13 protein-coding genes and 1 pseudogene are annotated in these 15,888 nt (G+C 70.6%); 2 read left to right on the forward strand and 12 right to left on the reverse strand.

Translation table 11 applies throughout. The features are described from left to right. Positions 1–141: 141 nt before the first annotated feature. The 4 genes from Cco03nite_RS34910 to Cco03nite_RS34925 are packed head-to-tail and all read right to left on the reverse strand — an operon-like array spanning position 142 to position 4,870. Positions 142–738, reverse strand: a complete 597-nt coding sequence (locus Cco03nite_RS34910; RefSeq protein WP_203698195.1) for a GTP-binding protein — start codon at positions 736–738, stop codon at positions 142–144. A gap of 1 nt (position 739) precedes the next feature. Continuing rightward, positions 740–1,117, reverse strand: coding sequence for a DUF742 domain-containing protein (locus Cco03nite_RS34915; protein WP_120318038.1), 378 nt, complete (start codon positions 1,115–1,117; stop codon positions 740–742). 58 nt (positions 1,118–1,175) lie between these two features. Continuing rightward, positions 1,176–1,580, reverse strand: coding sequence for a roadblock/LC7 domain-containing protein (locus Cco03nite_RS34920; RefSeq protein WP_120318037.1), 405 nt, complete (start codon positions 1,578–1,580; stop codon positions 1,176–1,178). Continuing rightward, positions 1,577–4,870, reverse strand: coding sequence for a sensor histidine kinase (locus tag Cco03nite_RS34925; protein ID WP_203698197.1), 3,294 nt, complete (start codon positions 4,868–4,870; stop codon positions 1,577–1,579). The genes Cco03nite_RS34920 and Cco03nite_RS34925 overlap by 4 nt, the downstream gene beginning before the upstream one ends. 429 nt (positions 4,871–5,299) lie before the next feature. On the opposite strand from Cco03nite_RS34925, the gene Cco03nite_RS34930 reads away from it, so the two are divergent. Beyond that, positions 5,300–5,716, forward strand: a complete 417-nt coding sequence (locus tag Cco03nite_RS34930) for a hypothetical protein (RefSeq protein WP_203698198.1) — start codon at positions 5,300–5,302, stop codon at positions 5,714–5,716. Here the strand turns inward: Cco03nite_RS34930 and Cco03nite_RS34935 are convergent. Further along, positions 5,688–6,755, reverse strand: coding sequence for an adenosine deaminase (locus tag Cco03nite_RS34935; RefSeq protein ID WP_239167911.1), 1,068 nt, complete (start codon positions 6,753–6,755; stop codon positions 5,688–5,690). The two genes, Cco03nite_RS34930 and Cco03nite_RS34935, sit on opposite strands and share 29 nt — an antisense overlap. 34 nt (positions 6,756–6,789) lie before the next feature. On the opposite strand from Cco03nite_RS34935, the gene Cco03nite_RS34940 reads away from it, so the two are divergent. After that, positions 6,790–7,698, forward strand: a complete 909-nt coding sequence (locus tag Cco03nite_RS34940) for a putative RNA methyltransferase (RefSeq protein WP_203698223.1) — start codon at positions 6,790–6,792, stop codon at positions 7,696–7,698. Positions 7,699–7,813: 115 nt separating this feature from the next. Here the strand turns inward: Cco03nite_RS34940 and Cco03nite_RS34945 are convergent, their stop codons facing one another. The 7 genes and pseudogenes from Cco03nite_RS34945 to Cco03nite_RS34975 all read right to left on the reverse strand — a co-directional run bounded on the left by Cco03nite_RS34945 (position 7,814) and on the right by Cco03nite_RS34975 (position 15,872). Then, entirely contained in the window at positions 7,814–8,491 is a 678-nt protein-coding gene (locus tag Cco03nite_RS34945; RefSeq protein WP_203698199.1) for a DUF4272 domain-containing protein, read from the reverse strand. Between the two features lie 4 nt (positions 8,492–8,495). Then, positions 8,496–9,773 carry a thymidine phosphorylase gene (locus tag Cco03nite_RS34950; protein ID WP_203698200.1) on the reverse strand — a complete coding sequence of 426 codons (1,278 nt, stop codon included), beginning with the start codon at positions 9,771–9,773 and terminating at the stop codon, positions 8,496–8,498. A gap of 58 nt (positions 9,774–9,831) precedes the next feature. Further along, a pseudogene (locus Cco03nite_RS34955) lies at positions 9,832–10,227 on the reverse strand (cytidine deaminase); the annotation flags it as partial. Between the two features lie 77 nt (positions 10,228–10,304). After that, positions 10,305–11,558, reverse strand: a complete 1,254-nt coding sequence (locus Cco03nite_RS34960; RefSeq protein ID WP_203698225.1) for an ABC transporter permease — start codon at positions 11,556–11,558, stop codon at positions 10,305–10,307. Positions 11,559–11,575: 17 nt separating this feature from the next. Beyond that, positions 11,576–12,982 carry an ABC transporter permease gene (locus Cco03nite_RS34965; protein WP_203698202.1) on the reverse strand — a complete coding sequence of 469 codons (1,407 nt, stop codon included), beginning with the start codon at positions 12,980–12,982 and terminating at the stop codon, positions 11,576–11,578. After that, a complete protein-coding gene (locus tag Cco03nite_RS34970; RefSeq protein ID WP_203698227.1) occupies positions 12,979–14,553 on the reverse strand; it encodes an ABC transporter ATP-binding protein in 1,575 nt (524 codons plus the stop codon). Before Cco03nite_RS34970 ends, Cco03nite_RS34965 begins: the two co-directional genes overlap by 4 nt. 257 nt (positions 14,554–14,810) lie before the next feature. After that, complete coding sequence (locus Cco03nite_RS34975; RefSeq protein WP_203698229.1) at positions 14,811–15,872, reverse strand: BMP family lipoprotein; 1,062 nt, start codon at positions 15,870–15,872, stop codon at positions 14,811–14,813. Between the last annotated feature and the right edge of the window lie 16 nt (positions 15,873–15,888).

Below are 15,888 nucleotides of genomic sequence, written 5' to 3' on the forward strand. Positions count from 1 at the left end.
GCCCTCAGACAGTGTCTGAGGGCGCGACTCTTTAAGAGTTGCGGCGCGGGAGGGGCCGGAGGGCGGCGGGGTCGGGAGGATGGGGGCAGCGCTTCGGGCCCGCTGTCCGGAGGACAGCGGGCCCGAAGGGTGCTTGCTATGTCAGGCGGAGACGCCGGTGCGGGTGCGCCGCATCGAGAGCACGTACTCCACCAGCGAGATAAGGACCTGCTTGGTCGACTCGCGGTTGCGCGCGTCGCAGCTGACCACCGGCACGTCCTGGGAGATCGCGAGCGCGTCGCGAACGTCCTGGGCGTTGTGGTACTGCTGCCCGTCGAACTGGTTGATCGCGATCAGGTAGGGCAGCTTGCGGTGTTCGAAGAAGTCGATCGCCGCGAAGCAGTCCGCCAACCTGCGCGTGTCCACCATGACCACCGCGCCGATCGCGCCCCGCACGAGCTCGTCCCACATGAACCAGAACCGGGTCTGGCCAGGCGTGCCGAACAGGTACAGGATCAGGTCGCGATCGATGGAGATACGGCCGAAGTCCATGGCCACCGTGGTGGTGGTCTTGTTGGGAACCGAGCGCGTGTCGTCCACGCCGACGCCGGCCGAAGTCATAATCGCTTCAGTGGTCAGCGGCGTGATCTCCGAAACGGACCCAACCAGCGTCGTCTTACCGACGCCGAAGCCGCCGGCGATGACAATCTTCGCCGATGTCACCCGACCGCCAGGCTGTTGCCCCGGGCGGTGTGACATGTCAGAGCCTCCGAAGTCCACTGAGTACCCTCTCCAGCAGTTCAGTGCCTACCGCGTCGTTACTCTCAAACGACGTCGGCTCGTATACCGCGACCAGGCCGTCTGCCGCCATGTCCGCGATGAGGACACGGGCGACACCGAGCGGCAGCCGCATCCGTGCCGCGATCTCCGCGAGCGACTGCACCTTGCCGTCGCAGAGGGACGCGATGTGTTGGTGTTCCCGCCCGTGGCCGCCGCGACCCGAGGTGCCGGCAGATCGACCGCGTACGGTCGTCTCCACCAGCGCCTCGATCGCGATCTCCAATCGCGGCCGGGTGCGGCCACGGGTCACGGCGTACGGCCGTACCAATGCGCCGGTCGGTTCTTCTCTGTCGGGCATCGTCGCCGTTCACCCCCTTCCCCAGTGCCGTCCCCGGACCCTCCGGGACGGTTGTGCCTCAGCCCAGCACGCCTGCGGCGCTGCGCGGGGCCGGCGTGAGCGCGTCGCCCACCCGGTCCACGAGAAGCGCCATCTCGTACCCGACCTGGCCCACGTCGCAGCTCCGCGAAGCGAGAACCGCGAACGACGAGCCGTCCGAGATGGACATCAGGAAAAGGAATCCGTTGTCCATCTCCACGACAGTCTGCAACACCGCGCCACCCTCGAAACAGCGGGCTGCGCCTTGCGTGAGGCTCACCAGACCGGACGAGATGGCAGCCAGCTGGTCGGCGCGGTCCCGGGGAAGATCCCGGGAGGCGGCGAGCAGTAGGCCGTCCGCGGAAACCGCGACCGCATGGGCGACGCCCGGCACCCGGTCCGCGAAGTTGGCCAACAGCCAACCAAGATCCTGCGTAGTGGTCATGCCTCCTGCTCCTTGCCAGACTGGCTTCCGGTCTCGGTGGAGCCCGGAATCACATCATCGTCCTTGTGCTGAGTGCGGCCTCGCTGCACCCCGCGGTGATAGGCGGAGAGCAGTCCGCGGACGCCCTCCGGCGTACGGCGCTGCACGGTGGTAGCGCCCTTCTCCACACCGCCGGGGACCAGCTGTGCCATCGGGGTGCGCTTGGGCAGCCCAGCGGCCGTCGATTCCGAGGGTGGGGTGCTGTTGGCGATCGCGCTGGCAGCCGCCCAGCCGTCGTCCGCGGCCGTCTGCCAGCTCGGCCGGTAGGGTGCCGGCACCTCGTAGCCGGCGGCCTCGCGGCCAGACTGCGTACTCCCCATGCTCACGTCCCTGCTCGGCAGGTCGGAAGCTCCCGCCGCTGTGCTGCTGACCTTCGGTGCACCGTTGCTCCCGTGCCCGTTGCGGTCAACGGCAGGGAACTGTGCGGTGATCGTAGTGTCTTGGGGGACGTTCGCGGGAGGGGCAGTTTTCTCGCTCTGAGCTGGCGTATCGACTGCCGTACGCCGCGTGCTGAACCAGGCCGACTCCAGCTCCCGGAAGATCGGCAGTTCCATGGTCTCGTCCGCGAACGGGACCCGGGTGTCGACGACCGGGTACTCGGCCGGAACGCGCGGCATCTCTGCCGTCATGTCCGGCATGACCGGGCTCTCGTCACGGCTCACCGGCGGCCAGGTCGGCGGCGCCGCGGACGCGGGAACGTCCACCGGAGCCGCTGAGACGGGCGCTGCCGAGACCGGGACCGCGGAGACCGGGACGGCCGAGATCGGCATTCCGGGGCTCGCGTACGGGCTGCTCGGCGCCTGCGTCGGCGGCACCGCCGGCCCGGCCCAGCTCTGCTGGTTCCAGGACGGGTTGGCGCGCTCCTCCACGGGCGACGACGGCTGCCGCGGGATCTGCGGCTGGTTGAACGCATCCGGACGCTCGGCCTCGGCCGGCACCCGCCGCTGCGGCAGTGCCTCGCCGTTGCTGCGGCGGGACGCATCCGAGCCGTTGACGCCGGTCAGGTCGGACCACGCCGGCATGCCGGCCCGCGAGGGCGGCGTGGTGGCGGGGAACTCCGGCGCCGGCGGCGCGGGCGGGGCGTCGAAGAGCCGACCGCCGCTGCCGCCGTTGACCGGGCGACCGGCGGGAGCACCTGAGCCCGACTCCAGCGCCAGCGGCGCGAAGGAGGACGAGCGCTGCGCGGGGGGCGCTGCCGGAGGCTGCTGACGCATGTTGGGAGCCGGGGCGAAGCCGGGCAGCTCCCGCGGCGCCGCGGGCGCGGCGCGCCCACCGGCCAGTGCACGGGGCACCAGGACCGCGGTCGGCAGCGTGACGTCGGCGATGATGCCCCGGTCGGCCGAGAGCCGCAGCTCCGTCTTGACCCCGTGCCGCGCGGCGAGCCGCGCGACCACGACCAGGCCCATCATCCGGGAGACCGCCACGTCCACCTGCGGCGGGCTGGCCAGCTTCTCGTTGATCTCGTTGAGCATGTCCGGCGAGATGCCGATGCCGTGGTCCTCGACGTACAGCACGGCGCGGTCGCCGACCCGGCGCGCCTCGACCATGACGGTCGAATCCGGCGGGGAGAACGCGGTCGCGTTGTCGAAGAGCTCGGCGATGAGGTGCACCAGGTCGTTGACCGCGTGCGCGGCGACCTCGATGTCACGGTCGATGACCCCGAACTCGATCCGGGTGTAGTGCTCGACCTCGGACTGGGCGGCACGGAGCACGTCCAGCAGGGCCGCGGGCTCGCGCTGCACACGGGTGGAGTCGGCGCCGGCGAGCACCAGGAGGTTCTCGTCGTTCCGGCGCATTCGGGTGGCGAGGTGGTCCAGCTGGAAGAGCTCGGCCAGCCGGTCCGGGTCCTCCTCACCGCGCTCGAGGCGGTCCAGGTGACCGATGAGCCGGTCGACCAGGATCTGCGAGCGGCGGGCGAGGTTGACGAACATCGTCGCGACGGACGACCGCAGTGCGGCCTGCTCGGCGGCGGTGCGGACCGCCTCCAGGTGGACCGCGTTGAACGCCTCGGTCACCTGCCCGAACTCGTCCTTGCTGCGCACCGGCAGCGGCTCGGCGATCTGGTTGGCCACCTGCACCGGCGACAGCTGTGAGGACAGCGCCGGGTCGCGCAGTCGGGCCACCGCCTGCGGCAGGCCGTACTGGGCGATGCTGAGCGCGCCGTGGCGCAGTTCACGCAGCGACCGCGCCATCGAGCGGGCCACGAGCCAGGCGAAGAGGATCGCCAGCAGCAGCATGCCCAGCAGCAGACCGGTCTGCACGAGCACCTGCTGGGTGACCTCGTCACGCAGATCGCTCGCCGTGACCTCGACGTCGGAGTCCAGCTGCGCCTCGACCTTGCGGAGCACGCCGCCGTGGTCGCGCATGCTCTGGTCCCACTCGGCCGCGGAGAAGTTCAGCGAGCTGAGCGACTCGCCCAGCAGCGCCTCGATGTCGGCCTGGAACTTCGACGACTTGCGCAGCGTCGGGCCGGTCACCTGGCTGTTGAACAGGTCCATGTCCGCGTCGCTGGCGACCGATTCGAAGGCGTCGCGCGCCTGCTCCTGGCCGGTCAGCGTGGCGATGAAGTCCTTGCGCAGACCGGTGTTCAGGCCGCCGAGCGCGTACGCCCGGTGCACGATGACGCGCTCCTGGGAGAGGAACTCCTTGTAGGTCGCGATCGCGCTGGCCGCGCGCAGGCCGTCACCGAGCTCGCCGCCACCGGCGATCTGGGCGGCGCTGTCACGGATCTGCAGCAGGTAGTCGATGATCACCTGGTAGCGCATGGCCGCGTCGGACTGCTTGATCTTGCGTTCCTTCACCTGCTCCCGCACCGAGGGCAGGCTGGAAAGGCCCGCGTCGATCTGCACGAGCAGGTCCCGGAGGTTGTCGTCGACGTCGACCAGCGCGCCGCGCTGCTGCGAGTACGGCTTCTTGGCCTCGTCGACCAGCTTGCCGGAGTTCTCGTAGGAAGCCGGCGGGACGGTCGTCGTGCCGAGCAGCATCACACCTGCCGCACGCTCGTTCTGGAGGTTGTCGACGAGTGCGCCCGACTCCTTCACCAACACGGAGAGGATCCGTGTGCGGTCGGCGCCGGTCGCTGTGTCGAGGTTGTCCAACAGACCGTTGGTACCAACGACGATCGTGGCCAAGGTCGGAACGATCATGATCAGGCCCAGCTTGGACCAGATCGGCATGTCCCGGAGCCGGCTCACTGGCCGTCGGAGACGCGAAAGGACCGCGTTGTTCTGCGTTCCTGGCCGCTTGCTCACGTCACCGCCCTCCTGTCGGTACCACCATCGAGATCCGCGAAAGCGCGGATGGCGCGGGGGTCGCGCCGGGCACCGTACACAGTCCATCCCGGCGAGCTAGGGACGGACCCCCGAGATTCCATCACGCCCGGTGAAAAGAGGAAAGCCCAGGCTGCCTGGAATCCGACACCGGATGGGATGCTCATGCAGGCTACCCGCACAGTTCAGCCCGCAGTTTCCTTGGAGTCACGCACGGTGAGTGTCCAAAGCGCCCGAGTTATCCTTCTTGCCGGCCCTTCCGGATCGGGCAAGTCGTACGTAGCGCGCCAGACCGGACTTCCGGTCCTGTGCCTTGATGATTTTTACAAGGAAGGGGCCGACCCGACACTCCCCCGAGTGAATGAGATGGTCGACTGGGAGTCCCCTTTTTCCTGGGACCTGGACGCGGCTATGACGGCGGTCACACAATTGGCCGAGACGGGCCACACCCAGGTGCCCGTGTACGACATCGGCCTCAGTGCCCGGATCGGGGAGCGGCCGTTCCAGCTGGCGGGCGCGCCCCTGTTCATCGCCGAGGGGATCTTCGCCGCGGAGATGGTCGGCGCCTGCATGCGGGCGGGCGTGCTCGCGGACGCGCTCGCCCTGCACCGCCCGCGCACCGTCACCTTCGCCCGGCGGCTGGTCCGCGACCTGGCCGAGAACCGCAAGCCGCCCATGGTGCTCGTGCGCCGCGGCCTGCGCCTGTGGCGGGAGGACGCTCAGGTCCTGGGCCGGCAGTGCGAGCTGGGCTGCCGGCCCACCACCGCCGCGGCGCTGCACCGCCGCGCGCGGCTGCTGGTCACAGCAGCTTCGCGTAAGCCGGTTTGATCACCTCGTTGATGATTGTCAGCCGCTCGTCGAACGGGATGAACGCGCTCTTCATGGCGTTGATGGTGAACCACTGCAGCTCCGCCCAGCCCCAGCCGAACGCCTCCACCAGCAGCGCCATCTCCCGCGACATCGAGGTGCCGCTCATCAGCCGGTTATCGGTGTTGACCGTCACCCGGAAGCGCAGGTCGCGCAGCAGCCCGATCGGGTGCTCGGCGATCGAGGCGGCGGCCCCGGTCTGCACGTTCGACGACGGGCACAGCTCCAGCGGGATCCGCTTGTCCCGGACGTACCCGGCGAGCCGGCCCAGCTTGCCGGTGCCCGGCTCGATGTCGTCGACGATGCGCACGCCGTGACCCAGCCGGTCCGCGCCGCACCACTGCAGCGCCTGCCAGATCGAGGGCAGCCCGAACGCCTCGCCCGCGTGGATGGTGAAGTGGAAGTTCTCCCGCTGGAGGTACTCGAACGCGTCCAGGTGCCGGGTGGGCGGGTAGCCCGCCTCCGCACCGGCGATGTCGAAGCCGACCACCCCCGCGTCCCGGTACGCCGTGGACAGCTCGGCGATCTCCATCGAGCGGGCGGCGTGCCGCATCGCCGTGAGCAGCGTGCCGATCCGGATCGGGGTGCCCGCCGCGGCCGCCTGCTCGCTGCCCTCGGCGAACCCGGCCAGCACCGCCTCCACCACCTCCGGCAGCGTCAGCCCGGCGGTCAGGTGCTGCTCGGGCGCGTACCGCACCTCGGCGTACACCACGCCGTCGGCGGCCAGGTCCAGCGCGCACTCGCGGGCCACCCGGCGCAGCGCGGGCGCGGTCTGCATGACCGCCACCGTGTGCGAGAAGGTCTCCAGGTAGCGCTCCAGCGAGCCGCTGTCGGCCGCCGAGACGAACCACTCGCCCAGCTCCCCCGGATCGGTGGCGGGCAGCTCGTGCCCGATCTCGGCGGCCAGCTCGACGATGGTGGCCGGGCGCAGGCCGCCGTCGAGGTGGTCGTGCAGCAGTGCCTTGGGCGCCTTCACGATCTCGTCATAGGTCGGAGTCACATGCACCAAGATATTCGGTGTGCTCACGGCCGAGATGACTGACGCGCTGCGCTGCCCCGTCTGCGCGGGCGCGCTCTCCCGCACCCCCACCACCCTGCGCTGCCCGAACAACCACTCGTACGACCTGAACAAGCACGGCTACGTCACCCTCGGCACCGGCCGCAAGCTCCCCGAGGGCGACACCCCCGCCATGGTCGCCGCCCGCACCGCCTTCCTCGCCACCCCCGCCTACCTCCCCCTCACCACCACCCTCACCCACCTGGTTGATCATGAACTTGTGGCACGGCTCGACGGCGTGTCGGCGCCACAACTTCATGATCATCTATCGGCGGCCGGTGATCAGCCGCACGGGGTCGCCGGAACGGGCGGGCAGGAGCGGACCGGCGGGCGACCGCTGGTGGTGGACCTCGGCGCGGGTACGGGGCACTACCTGGCGGCGGTGCTCGACGGCTCGGCCCGCGCGGAGGGGCTGGCGTTCGACGTGAGCAAGGCGGCGCTGCGGCGGGCCGCGAAGGCGCACCCGCGGGCCGGGGCGGTGCTGGCCGACACCTGGGGCGCCCTGCCGCTCGCCGACGACAGCGTGGACGTGCTGCTCAACGTGTTCGCGCCGCGCAACGGCGCGCAGATGCGCCGGGTCCTGAAACCCGGCGGCCTGCTGATCGTGGTCACCCCGACCGAACGGCACCTCGCGGAACTGCGCGAACAGCTGGGTCTGCTGAGCGTCGACCCGTCCAAAGCCGAACGGCTCGCCGTCGAACTGCGCGACTTCACACTCGCCGACGAGCGCCTGCTGGAGTGGCCGCTGAACCTTACGGCCGCCGAGGCCGACGACCTCATTGCCATGGGGCCCAACGCCTTCCACGACCGGGCCCGCGCCACCGGGCCGGTGACCTGCACCGCATCCGTCCGACTCGGCCAGTACCGGCCCACACCGAGCAAGTAAACCGCTCGCCCCGCCGACCACGCTGCGCCCGAAGATCGTTCGACTTGCCGGGCACCCGTGCGAATGCGCGTTCAAGATACGCACAGGTGCCCGGCAAGTCGGATGATCTCGACGGTCAGACCGAGAGGTCGACCTCTTCCCAGCCGCCCGGCGGGTCGTGGAACTCGCCGAGGAAGACCGACGACCACTCCAGCGCCCAGCGGCGCTGGCCGATCGCGTTGGCGTTCAGCTCACCGGGCACCGGCAGCCCCTGGCGCTCCAGCTCCTGGAACGACCAGTCGAGGCAGTAGTGCAGGTCGAGCGCGGCCGCGACGACCGTGGGATCACGCGGCGCGGCCAGGATGCGGGCCTTCCAGGCGGTGAAGGTCTCGCCGCCGTGCAGGTCGGGCAGCGACTCCATCAGCCGCGGCGGCGTCAGCAGCGGGTCGAGTGTCTTGATGACGCCGAGCACCCAGCAGATCCCGGCGAGCGCGTCCAGGTGCAGCACGAAGGACTGCCGGTCGCCGAGCTCGTCGACGATCCAGGCCCACTCCGGCTCGGTCACGTCCGGGATGAGGGCGTTGGCGTCGAGCCACTTCTCGGCGTCCGCGGGCGGCATGCCGAAGACGCGCTCCAGCGCCACGTGCAGGATCGCCGCGCGGGCCTCCAGCTCGCCCGTGGGACGCAGCTCGACGGTGTCCCCCGGTTCCCATACCAGCGGGTAGGAGTCCGGGGGCAGCGGCACGCCCAGCCGCGTCAGCTCCTGGAAGCTGGCGGCACGCACGGCGAGGGGGTCCGGTGCGGGCAGTGCCACGTGATCAGCCGATCCGATCGATGATCAGCGGGCGTACGGGCGCCGGCCCGTCCCCGACGACGACGGCCGACGCGGCGTCGACCCGGGCCGCCGGCAACCGCGACGGGTCGTCGGCACGCAGCTCGTACAGCACGTCACCGGCGGCGACCCGGTCCCCGGGGCGCTTGTGCAGCACCACGCCGGCCGCGGCGCTGACCGGGTCCTCCTTGCGGGCCCGGCCGGCCCCGAGCCGCCACGCGGCCAGGCCGAGGCCGAGCGCGTCGACCGACGCCACGGTCCCGGAGCGCTCGGCCCGGACCTGCTCGACCTCGTTGGCGACGGGCAGCGGCGCGTCGGGGTCGCCGCCCTGGGCGCGGATCATCGCCCGCCAGGAGTCCATGGCCCGGCCGTCGTGCAGCGCGTCGGCGGGGTCGACGTCGGACAGCCCGGCCGCCGACAGCATCTCGCGGGCCAAGGCCAGGGTCAGCTCGACGACGTCGGCGGGGCCGCCGCCGGCCAGCACGTCCAGCGACTCCTGCACCTCGACGGCGTTGCCGATGGTCAGGCCGAGCGGGGTGTTCATGTCGGTGAGCAGGGCGACCGTGTCGACGCCGTGCGCCCGGCCCAGCTCGACCATGGTGCGGGCCAGCTCGCGGGCGTGCTCCACCGACTTCATGAAGGCGCCGGTGCCGACCTTCACGTCGAGCACCAGCGCGCCGGTGCCCTCGGCGATCTTCTTGCTCATGATCGAGCTGGCGATCAGCGGGATCGCCTCGACGGTCCCGGTGACGTCGCGCAGGGCGTACAGCTTGCGATCGGCCGGGGCGAGGCCGGTGCCGGCCTGGCAGATCACCGCGCCGACGTCGCGCAGCTGGGAGATGAACTCCTCGTTGCTGAGCGCGGCCCGCCAGCCGGGGATGGACTCCAGCTTGTCCAGGGTCCCGCCGGTGTGCCCGAGCCCGCGGCCGGACAGCTGCGGCACAGCCGCGCCGCAGGCCGCCACGAGCGGGGTCAGCGGCAGCGTGATCTTGTCACCGACGCCGCCGGTGGAGTGCTTGTCCACGGTCGGCCGGGAGACCTTGGACAGGTCCAGCCGCTCCCCTGAGGCGATCATCGCGGCGGTCCACCGGGCGATCTCCCGGTCGGTCATGCCGCGCAGCAGGATCGCCATGGCCAGCGCCGACATCTGCTCGTCGGCGACATGCCCCCGGGTGTACGCGTCGACGACCCAGTCGATCTGCTCGTCGCCGAGCTCACCACCGTCCCGCTTGGCCCGGATGACGTCGACAGCGGCGAAGCTCATGCCCTCTCCTCGTTGCGCTCGGCTCCGTCACGCGAAACAACGCTCATGAACCGTTACCTCCGTTGACAGCTTCCAGCTCGGCCAGGCCGAACCCGTGCGGGAGCAGCTCCGCCATGGTCAGCGGGCCACCCTCGGCGTCGATCAGCATGCGCGGGCCGCCCTGCTCCCAGAGCAGCTGGCGGCAGCGCCCGCAGGGCAGCAGCGGGTCGCCGTCGCCGTTCACGCATGCCATCGCGACCAGCTTGCCGCCTCCGGTGGCGTGCAGCTGCGACACCATGCCGCACTCGGCGCACAGCACCACGCCGTACGCGGCGTTCTCGACGTTGCAGCCGACCACCACCCGGCCGTCGTCGACCAGGCCCGCGGCGCCCACCGGGAATTTCGAGTAGGGCGCGTACGCCCGGTGCATGACCTCCACCGCGGCGATCCGCAGCTTCTCCCAGTCGACGTCCATGACCGTTCCTTTCGCTCGCCCGAAACGCGTGGCGCCCGAGCGGGCTCCACGCAAGATCGGACCATCCAGCCTAGCCGTCAGCCCTTGACGTAGGGCTTGCCGTCGGCGGCGGGCGCGCGGACGCGTCCCACCAGCCCGGCCACCGCGAAGATCGTCGCGAGGTACGGCAGCATGCTCAGGAACTGGCTCGGGATGGGGCTGCTGATGCTGTTCAGGAAGCCGGTCAGCGCCCCGAAGAAGCCGAAGAACAGCGACGCGAAGAACGCGCCGACCGGGTGCCACCGGCCGAAGATCATGGCAGCCAGCGCGATGAAGCCCGCGCCGCTGACCATGTACTTGCTGAACCCGGTGGTCGACAGCATCGAGAAGTACGCGCCGCCGAACCCGGCCACCAGCCCCGCGAGCAGCACGTTCGCGTACCGCAGCCCGAGCACCCGGATGCCGACGGTGTCCGCCGCGGCCGGGTGCTCGCCGACGGCGCGGGTACGCAGCCCCCAGCGGGTGCGGAACAGCGCGATCGTGATCACGACGACCGCGATCAGCGAGCCGTAGCTGAAGATGTTGCCGTTGAACAGCGCCGGACCGATGATCGGGATCTCGGACAGCACCGGGACGGGCCAGCTCGGCACCTTGCCCGGGAAGTTGTACGCGTCGGTGTCCGGCCGCATCACCTGCTCGTAGAAGAACGCGGTGAGGCCGCCGGCGAACACGTTCAGCACGATGCCCACGACCACCTGGTCCACCAGGTACTTGATGGCGAACACGGCCAGGATCGCCGACAGCAGCGCGCCGCCGACCGCGGCGGCCACCAGGCCCAGCCAGAAGTTGCCGGTGAGCGTGCCGAACAGCGCGCCGAAGAACGCGCCGGTGAGCAGCTGCCCCTCGATCGCCACGTTGACCACGCCGCTGCGCTCGCACAGCACGCCGCCGAGCGAGCCGAAGATCAGCGGGATGGCGGCGGTGAAGGTCGCCGCGGCGATGAAGCCCAGCGGCATGGTGTGCGACACCGGCGACACCGACATCTGCCAGCACAGCGCCGAGATGATGAAGCCCATCAGGGCCACGCCGGTCAGCACGCCGAAGTACCGGCCGGTGACCAGCATCGCGACCCCGGCCGCGAGCGCGACCAGCCCGAAGAAGATCGCGCCGAACGTGCCCGGGATGTCGAACCCGGCCCCGTCCACGGTCTCGCCGAGCGCGAAGCGCGCGTTCTCGGAGCCGGCCAGCGCGCCGAACACGATCGTGGCCAGCAGGCCCAGGACGACCATGACCGCGCCGGTCTTGCGGGTGCGGGTCCAGTAGGCCTCCGGCACCGCCAGCTCGACATCCATCGTGGAGGTAGTCACGCTCACCCCTTCGCCAATCCGGCCTGCGCGGCCGCAGCCGGCGACCTGCGCAGCCTGTAGATCGCCTTCACCAGCGCCGGGGCGGCGACGAAGAGCACGATCAGTGCCTGGATGACGCCGACCAGCTCGACGGACACGCCGGAGAAGGTCTGCATCGCGTTGCCGCCGGCCTGCAGCGCGCCGAACAGCAGGCCCGCGCCGACGACACCCCACGGGCGGACCCGGCCGAGCAGGGCGACCAGGATGCCGTTGAAGCCGATCTGGCCGAGCATGTCGACGGTCAGCGCCGGGGCGGTGCCCAGCGCGACGCTGGTGCCGCCGAGGCCGGCCAGCGCACCCGCCAGCGCCATGGTCAGGGCGATGGTCGTGCCGACCTTGATGCCGGCGGTGGCGGCGGCGTGCGGGTTGTGCCCGACGGCGCGCAGCTCGAAGCCGAACCGGCCGCGCTTGAGCAGCCAGGCCACCCCGGCGGCGGCCAGCACGGCCAGCACGATCCCGAGGTTCGCCCGCAGCAGCGGGTCCGGGATCAGCTGCGGCAGCTTCCCGGACTCCTGGATCGGCTTGCTGATCGCGTCCGACCGGTTCGGGTCCTTGATCCCCTGCTGCAGGATGAACCAGCCCAGGAACAGGAACGCGATGTTGTTCAGCATGATCGTCAGGATGACCTCGTGCGCGCCCGTACGCGCCTTGAGGACGCCGACCAGGTAACCCCAGAGCCCACCGAGCAGCGCGCCCGCGAGCACGCCGAGCGGCACCTGCACGATCGCGGGCAGCGACAGCGCGAGGCCGACCGTGCCGCCGCCGATCGCGCCCATGATCGCCTGGCCCTGGCCACCGATGTTGAACAGGCCGGCCCGGAACGGCACCGCGACGGCCAGACCGGTGAAGATCAGCGGCGCGGCGTTGGTCAGCGTCTCCGAGATCGGGTAGAACACCTGCTGCCAGGTGGTCATGTTCCAGTACCAGCGGTTCACCGTGTCCGGGTTGACGACCGCGCCCTTGAACATGTCGGTGTACGCGGTGCTGACGAACGCCCAGGTGTCGCCGATCGTCTTGCCCGGTTGGTAGAGCAGGTACTGCCACTGGTCGCGGACCTCGGCGTTGCCGACGACCATCAGCACGCCGCCGCAGATCAGCGCGAGCACGATCGCCAGCAGGGTGACCGTGAAGTTGTTGTCGGCCCACAGCTCCTCGCGGAACGCCCGCGCGAAGGACCGCTTCTCCTCCTTCTCGGGGGCGCGGTGCTTCGGCTGCCGCTCCGCCTGGTCGTGGTGCTCCGCCTGACCGGCGGCGGGCAGCGCCGGGTCGACGTGGTACTGGTCCACGCCGGGGGTCGGCAGCGCCGGGCCCTTGTCGGGCGACGCGGCGGTCGCGCCGGGTTCGGCCTCGATCGGCTCGTGCGACGTCATGAGGCTGCCTCGCCGTGCTCGCTCATACCCTCACCTCGGGTGTCCTGCTCGCGTCCGGGGGTGTGCGAGCTGCTACTGGGGTCGATGCCGGCCATCAGCAGGCCCAGCGTCTCGCGCGGCGTGTCCGGGGAGACGACGGCCAGCACCCGCCCGCGGTACATCACCGCGACCCGGTCGGCCAGCGCCACCACCTCGTCCAGCTCGCTGGAGACCACGAGCACCGCCGCGCCGCGGTCGCGCTCGGCGACGATGCGGGAGTGGATGAACTCGATCGAGCCGACGTCCACGCCGCGGGTCGGCTGCGACGCGATGAGCAGCTTCAGCGGGTGGGACATCTCCCGGGCGACGATGACCTTCTGCTGGTTGCCGCCGGACAGCGCGCCGACCGGCTGCTGCGCCGACTGGGTGCGCACGTCGAACTCGGCGATCTTCTGCTCCGCCTGGGCCGCGATGGCGTCGAGGTTCAGCGCGAACCGGCCGCCGAACGGCGGCAGGTCGTACAGGTCGAGGACCAGGTTCTCGGCGACCGAGAACTCCTTGACCAGGCCGTCGACGCTGCGGTCCTCGGGCACGTAGCCGACGCCGGCGCGCAGCACCTCGCGGGTGTGCCAGGTGGTGATCGGCTTGCCGGACAGCTTCACCTCACCGGCCCGCGCGGGGCGCAGGCCCATGATCGATTCGACCAGCTCGGTCTGCCCGTTGCCCTGCACGCCCGCGATGCCGAGCACCTCGCCGGCGCGTACCACCAGGTCCACGCCGTCGACCGCGCGGTGCTCGCGGTCGTCCGCGACCACCAGGCCGGAGACCTCCAGCACCGGCTCGCCCGGCACCGCCTCCTCCTTCGGCACCTCCAGCACCACGCTGCGGCCGACCATCAGCTCGGCCAGCTCCGTCTCGGGGGCGGTCGGGTCGGCGGTGCCCACGGTCCTGCCGCGGCGGATCACCGTGATGCGGTCGGCGACGGCCTTGACCTCGCGCAGCTTGTGCGTGATGAAGACGATCGACTTGCCGGCCGCCTTCAGCCCGCGCATGACCTCGAGCAGCTCGTCGGTCTCCTGCGGGGTGAGCACGGCGGTCGGCTCGTCGAGGATCAGCAGGTCGACGTCGCGGGTGAGCGCCTTGACGATCTCGACCCGCTGCTGGATGCCGATCGGCAGGTCCTCGATGATCGCATCGGGGTTCAGCGGCAGGCCGTAGCGCTGGGAGACCTCGCGCACCAGCTTGACGGCCTTGGCGTGGTCGATGAACCCGCCCCGGGCCGGCTCGGCGCCGAGCATGATGTTCTCGGCGACGGAGAAGACCGGCACGAGCATGAAGTGCTGGTGCACCATGCCGATGCCGACCTTGATGGCGTCGCCGGGCCCCTTGATGCGTACGGGCGCGCCGTCGACGAGGATCTCGCCCTCGTCCGGCTGCAGCAGGCCGTACAGCACGTTCATGAGAGTGGACTTGCCCGCGCCGTTCTCGCCGAGCAGCGCGTGGATCTCGCCCGGTTCGACGGTCAGGTGGATGTCATCGTTTGCGACGAGGTCACCGAATCGCTTGGTGATGCCGCGCAGTTCGAGTCTCAGCTCCGACCTCCGTTGGTCCCGTGCACCACCGGACCGGGCCGAGCGGCGGGGGTGCCGTCACGTTCCGTCTTCCGAGGGCGAGTGTGCGCTCATTATGTGGGCGGGTCCGGGGGGAGCGCACTCCCCGGTCCGCACTGAGGCGTCAACCGGTCCGGCCGCCACCTCGGCCACGGATTCCGTGGCCGGGACAGCGGCCGGTCGAGGAAAGCGAGGCCGCCCTCTCCGGTGATGATCTCATCGGAGAGGGCGACCGGGTGTCACTTCGGCTGGGCCGGGGACTCAACCACGATCTTGCCGGAGATGATGTCCTGCTTCAGCGTCTCGACCTCGGCCTTGAGGGCCGGGTCGATCTTGCTGTCGAAGTCGTGGTACGGGGCCAGCGAGACGCCGTTGTTGGCCAGCGTGCCCATGAAGCCGCCGGTCAGCAGGGTGCCCGGGGTGCCGGCGGCCTTGGTCACGGCCTCCTTCACACCGTCGGTGGAGTTCTTGACCACGGTCGTCAGCATGACGTTGCCGTACTTGGTGGTCTCGAAGCCGTCCGCGTCGACCCAGATCACGACGAACTTGTTGCCGGCGTTGGCGGCCGAGCCGAGGCCCGCGCCACCCGCGACCGGGAAGATCACGTCGGCGCCCTGAGCGGCCAGCGTGTCCGACTTCTGCTTGCCCTTGTCCTGCGAGCCGAAGTCGTCGGTGAACAGGCCGTCCTGCTTGGCCTTGTCCCAGCCGAGCACCTGGACGTTCTTGCCCTTGGCCTTGTTGTAGGCGGCGACACCGTCGGCGAAGCCGTCCATGAAGATCGTCACCGGCGGGATCTTCATGCCGCCGTAGGTGCCGACCTTGCCCGACTTCGAGTAGCCCGCCGCCAGGTAGCCGGCGAGGTACGCCGCCTGCTGGGTCTGGAACTGGATCGGGTACACGTTCGCCAGGCCGAGGTTGTCGGCGTCGACGATCGAGAACTGGACCTTCGCGTTGGCGGTCGCGGCCTTCTTGGTCGCGTCGCCCATCAGACCGCCGACGGCCTGGATGTACTGGCAGCCCTTGGTGACCGAGTTGGCCAGGTTCGGGTCGTAGTCGGCCATGGCGGTCGACGCGGTGTAGCTGGGCTCGATCGCCGAGTTCGCGGCCTTGGCGGCCTGCAGGCCCGCCCAGGACGAGGCGTTGAACGAGTGGTCGTCGATGCCACCGGTGTCGGTCACCATGCATGCGCTGAACTTGGCAGCGGCGCTGGTGCCGGTGCCCGGCGTCTCCTCAGTCGGCTTGGCACAGGCGGCTGCGGCGAACGCGAGGCCCGCAGACGCGACAAGCGCGACAATCTTCATCCCACGCACAGGGCGC

This window comes from Catellatospora coxensis (assembly GCF_016862635.1).
Lineage (GTDB): Bacteria > Actinomycetota > Actinomycetes > Mycobacteriales > Micromonosporaceae > Catellatospora > Catellatospora coxensis.

Excerpts from the sequence above, each read along its gene's own strand:
- Cco03nite_RS34930 (WP_203698198.1), top strand. The coding sequence starts at position 5,300 with ATGACGGCGGTCACACAATTGGCCGAGACGGGCCACACCCAGGTGCCC.
- Cco03nite_RS34965 (WP_203698202.1), bottom strand. The coding sequence starts at position 12,982 with ATGACGTCGCACGAGCCGATCGAGGCCGAACCCGGCGCGACCGCCGCG.
- Cco03nite_RS34940 (WP_203698223.1), top strand. The coding sequence starts at position 6,790 with ATGACTGACGCGCTGCGCTGCCCCGTCTGCGCGGGCGCGCTCTCCCGC.
- Cco03nite_RS34950 (WP_203698200.1), bottom strand. The coding sequence starts at position 9,773 with ATGAGCTTCGCCGCTGTCGACGTCATCCGGGCCAAGCGGGACGGTGGT.
- Cco03nite_RS34975 (WP_203698229.1), bottom strand. The coding sequence starts at position 15,872 with ATGAAGATTGTCGCGCTTGTCGCGTCTGCGGGCCTCGCGTTCGCCGCA.
- Cco03nite_RS34920 (WP_120318037.1), bottom strand. The coding sequence starts at position 1,580 with ATGACCACTACGCAGGATCTTGGTTGGCTGTTGGCCAACTTCGCGGAC.
- Cco03nite_RS34910 (WP_203698195.1), bottom strand. The coding sequence starts at position 738 with ATGTCACACCGCCCGGGGCAACAGCCTGGCGGTCGGGTGACATCGGCG.
- Cco03nite_RS34915 (WP_120318038.1), bottom strand. The coding sequence starts at position 1,117 with ATGCCCGACAGAGAAGAACCGACCGGCGCATTGGTACGGCCGTACGCC.
- Cco03nite_RS34960 (WP_203698225.1), bottom strand. The coding sequence starts at position 11,558 with ATGGATGTCGAGCTGGCGGTGCCGGAGGCCTACTGGACCCGCACCCGC.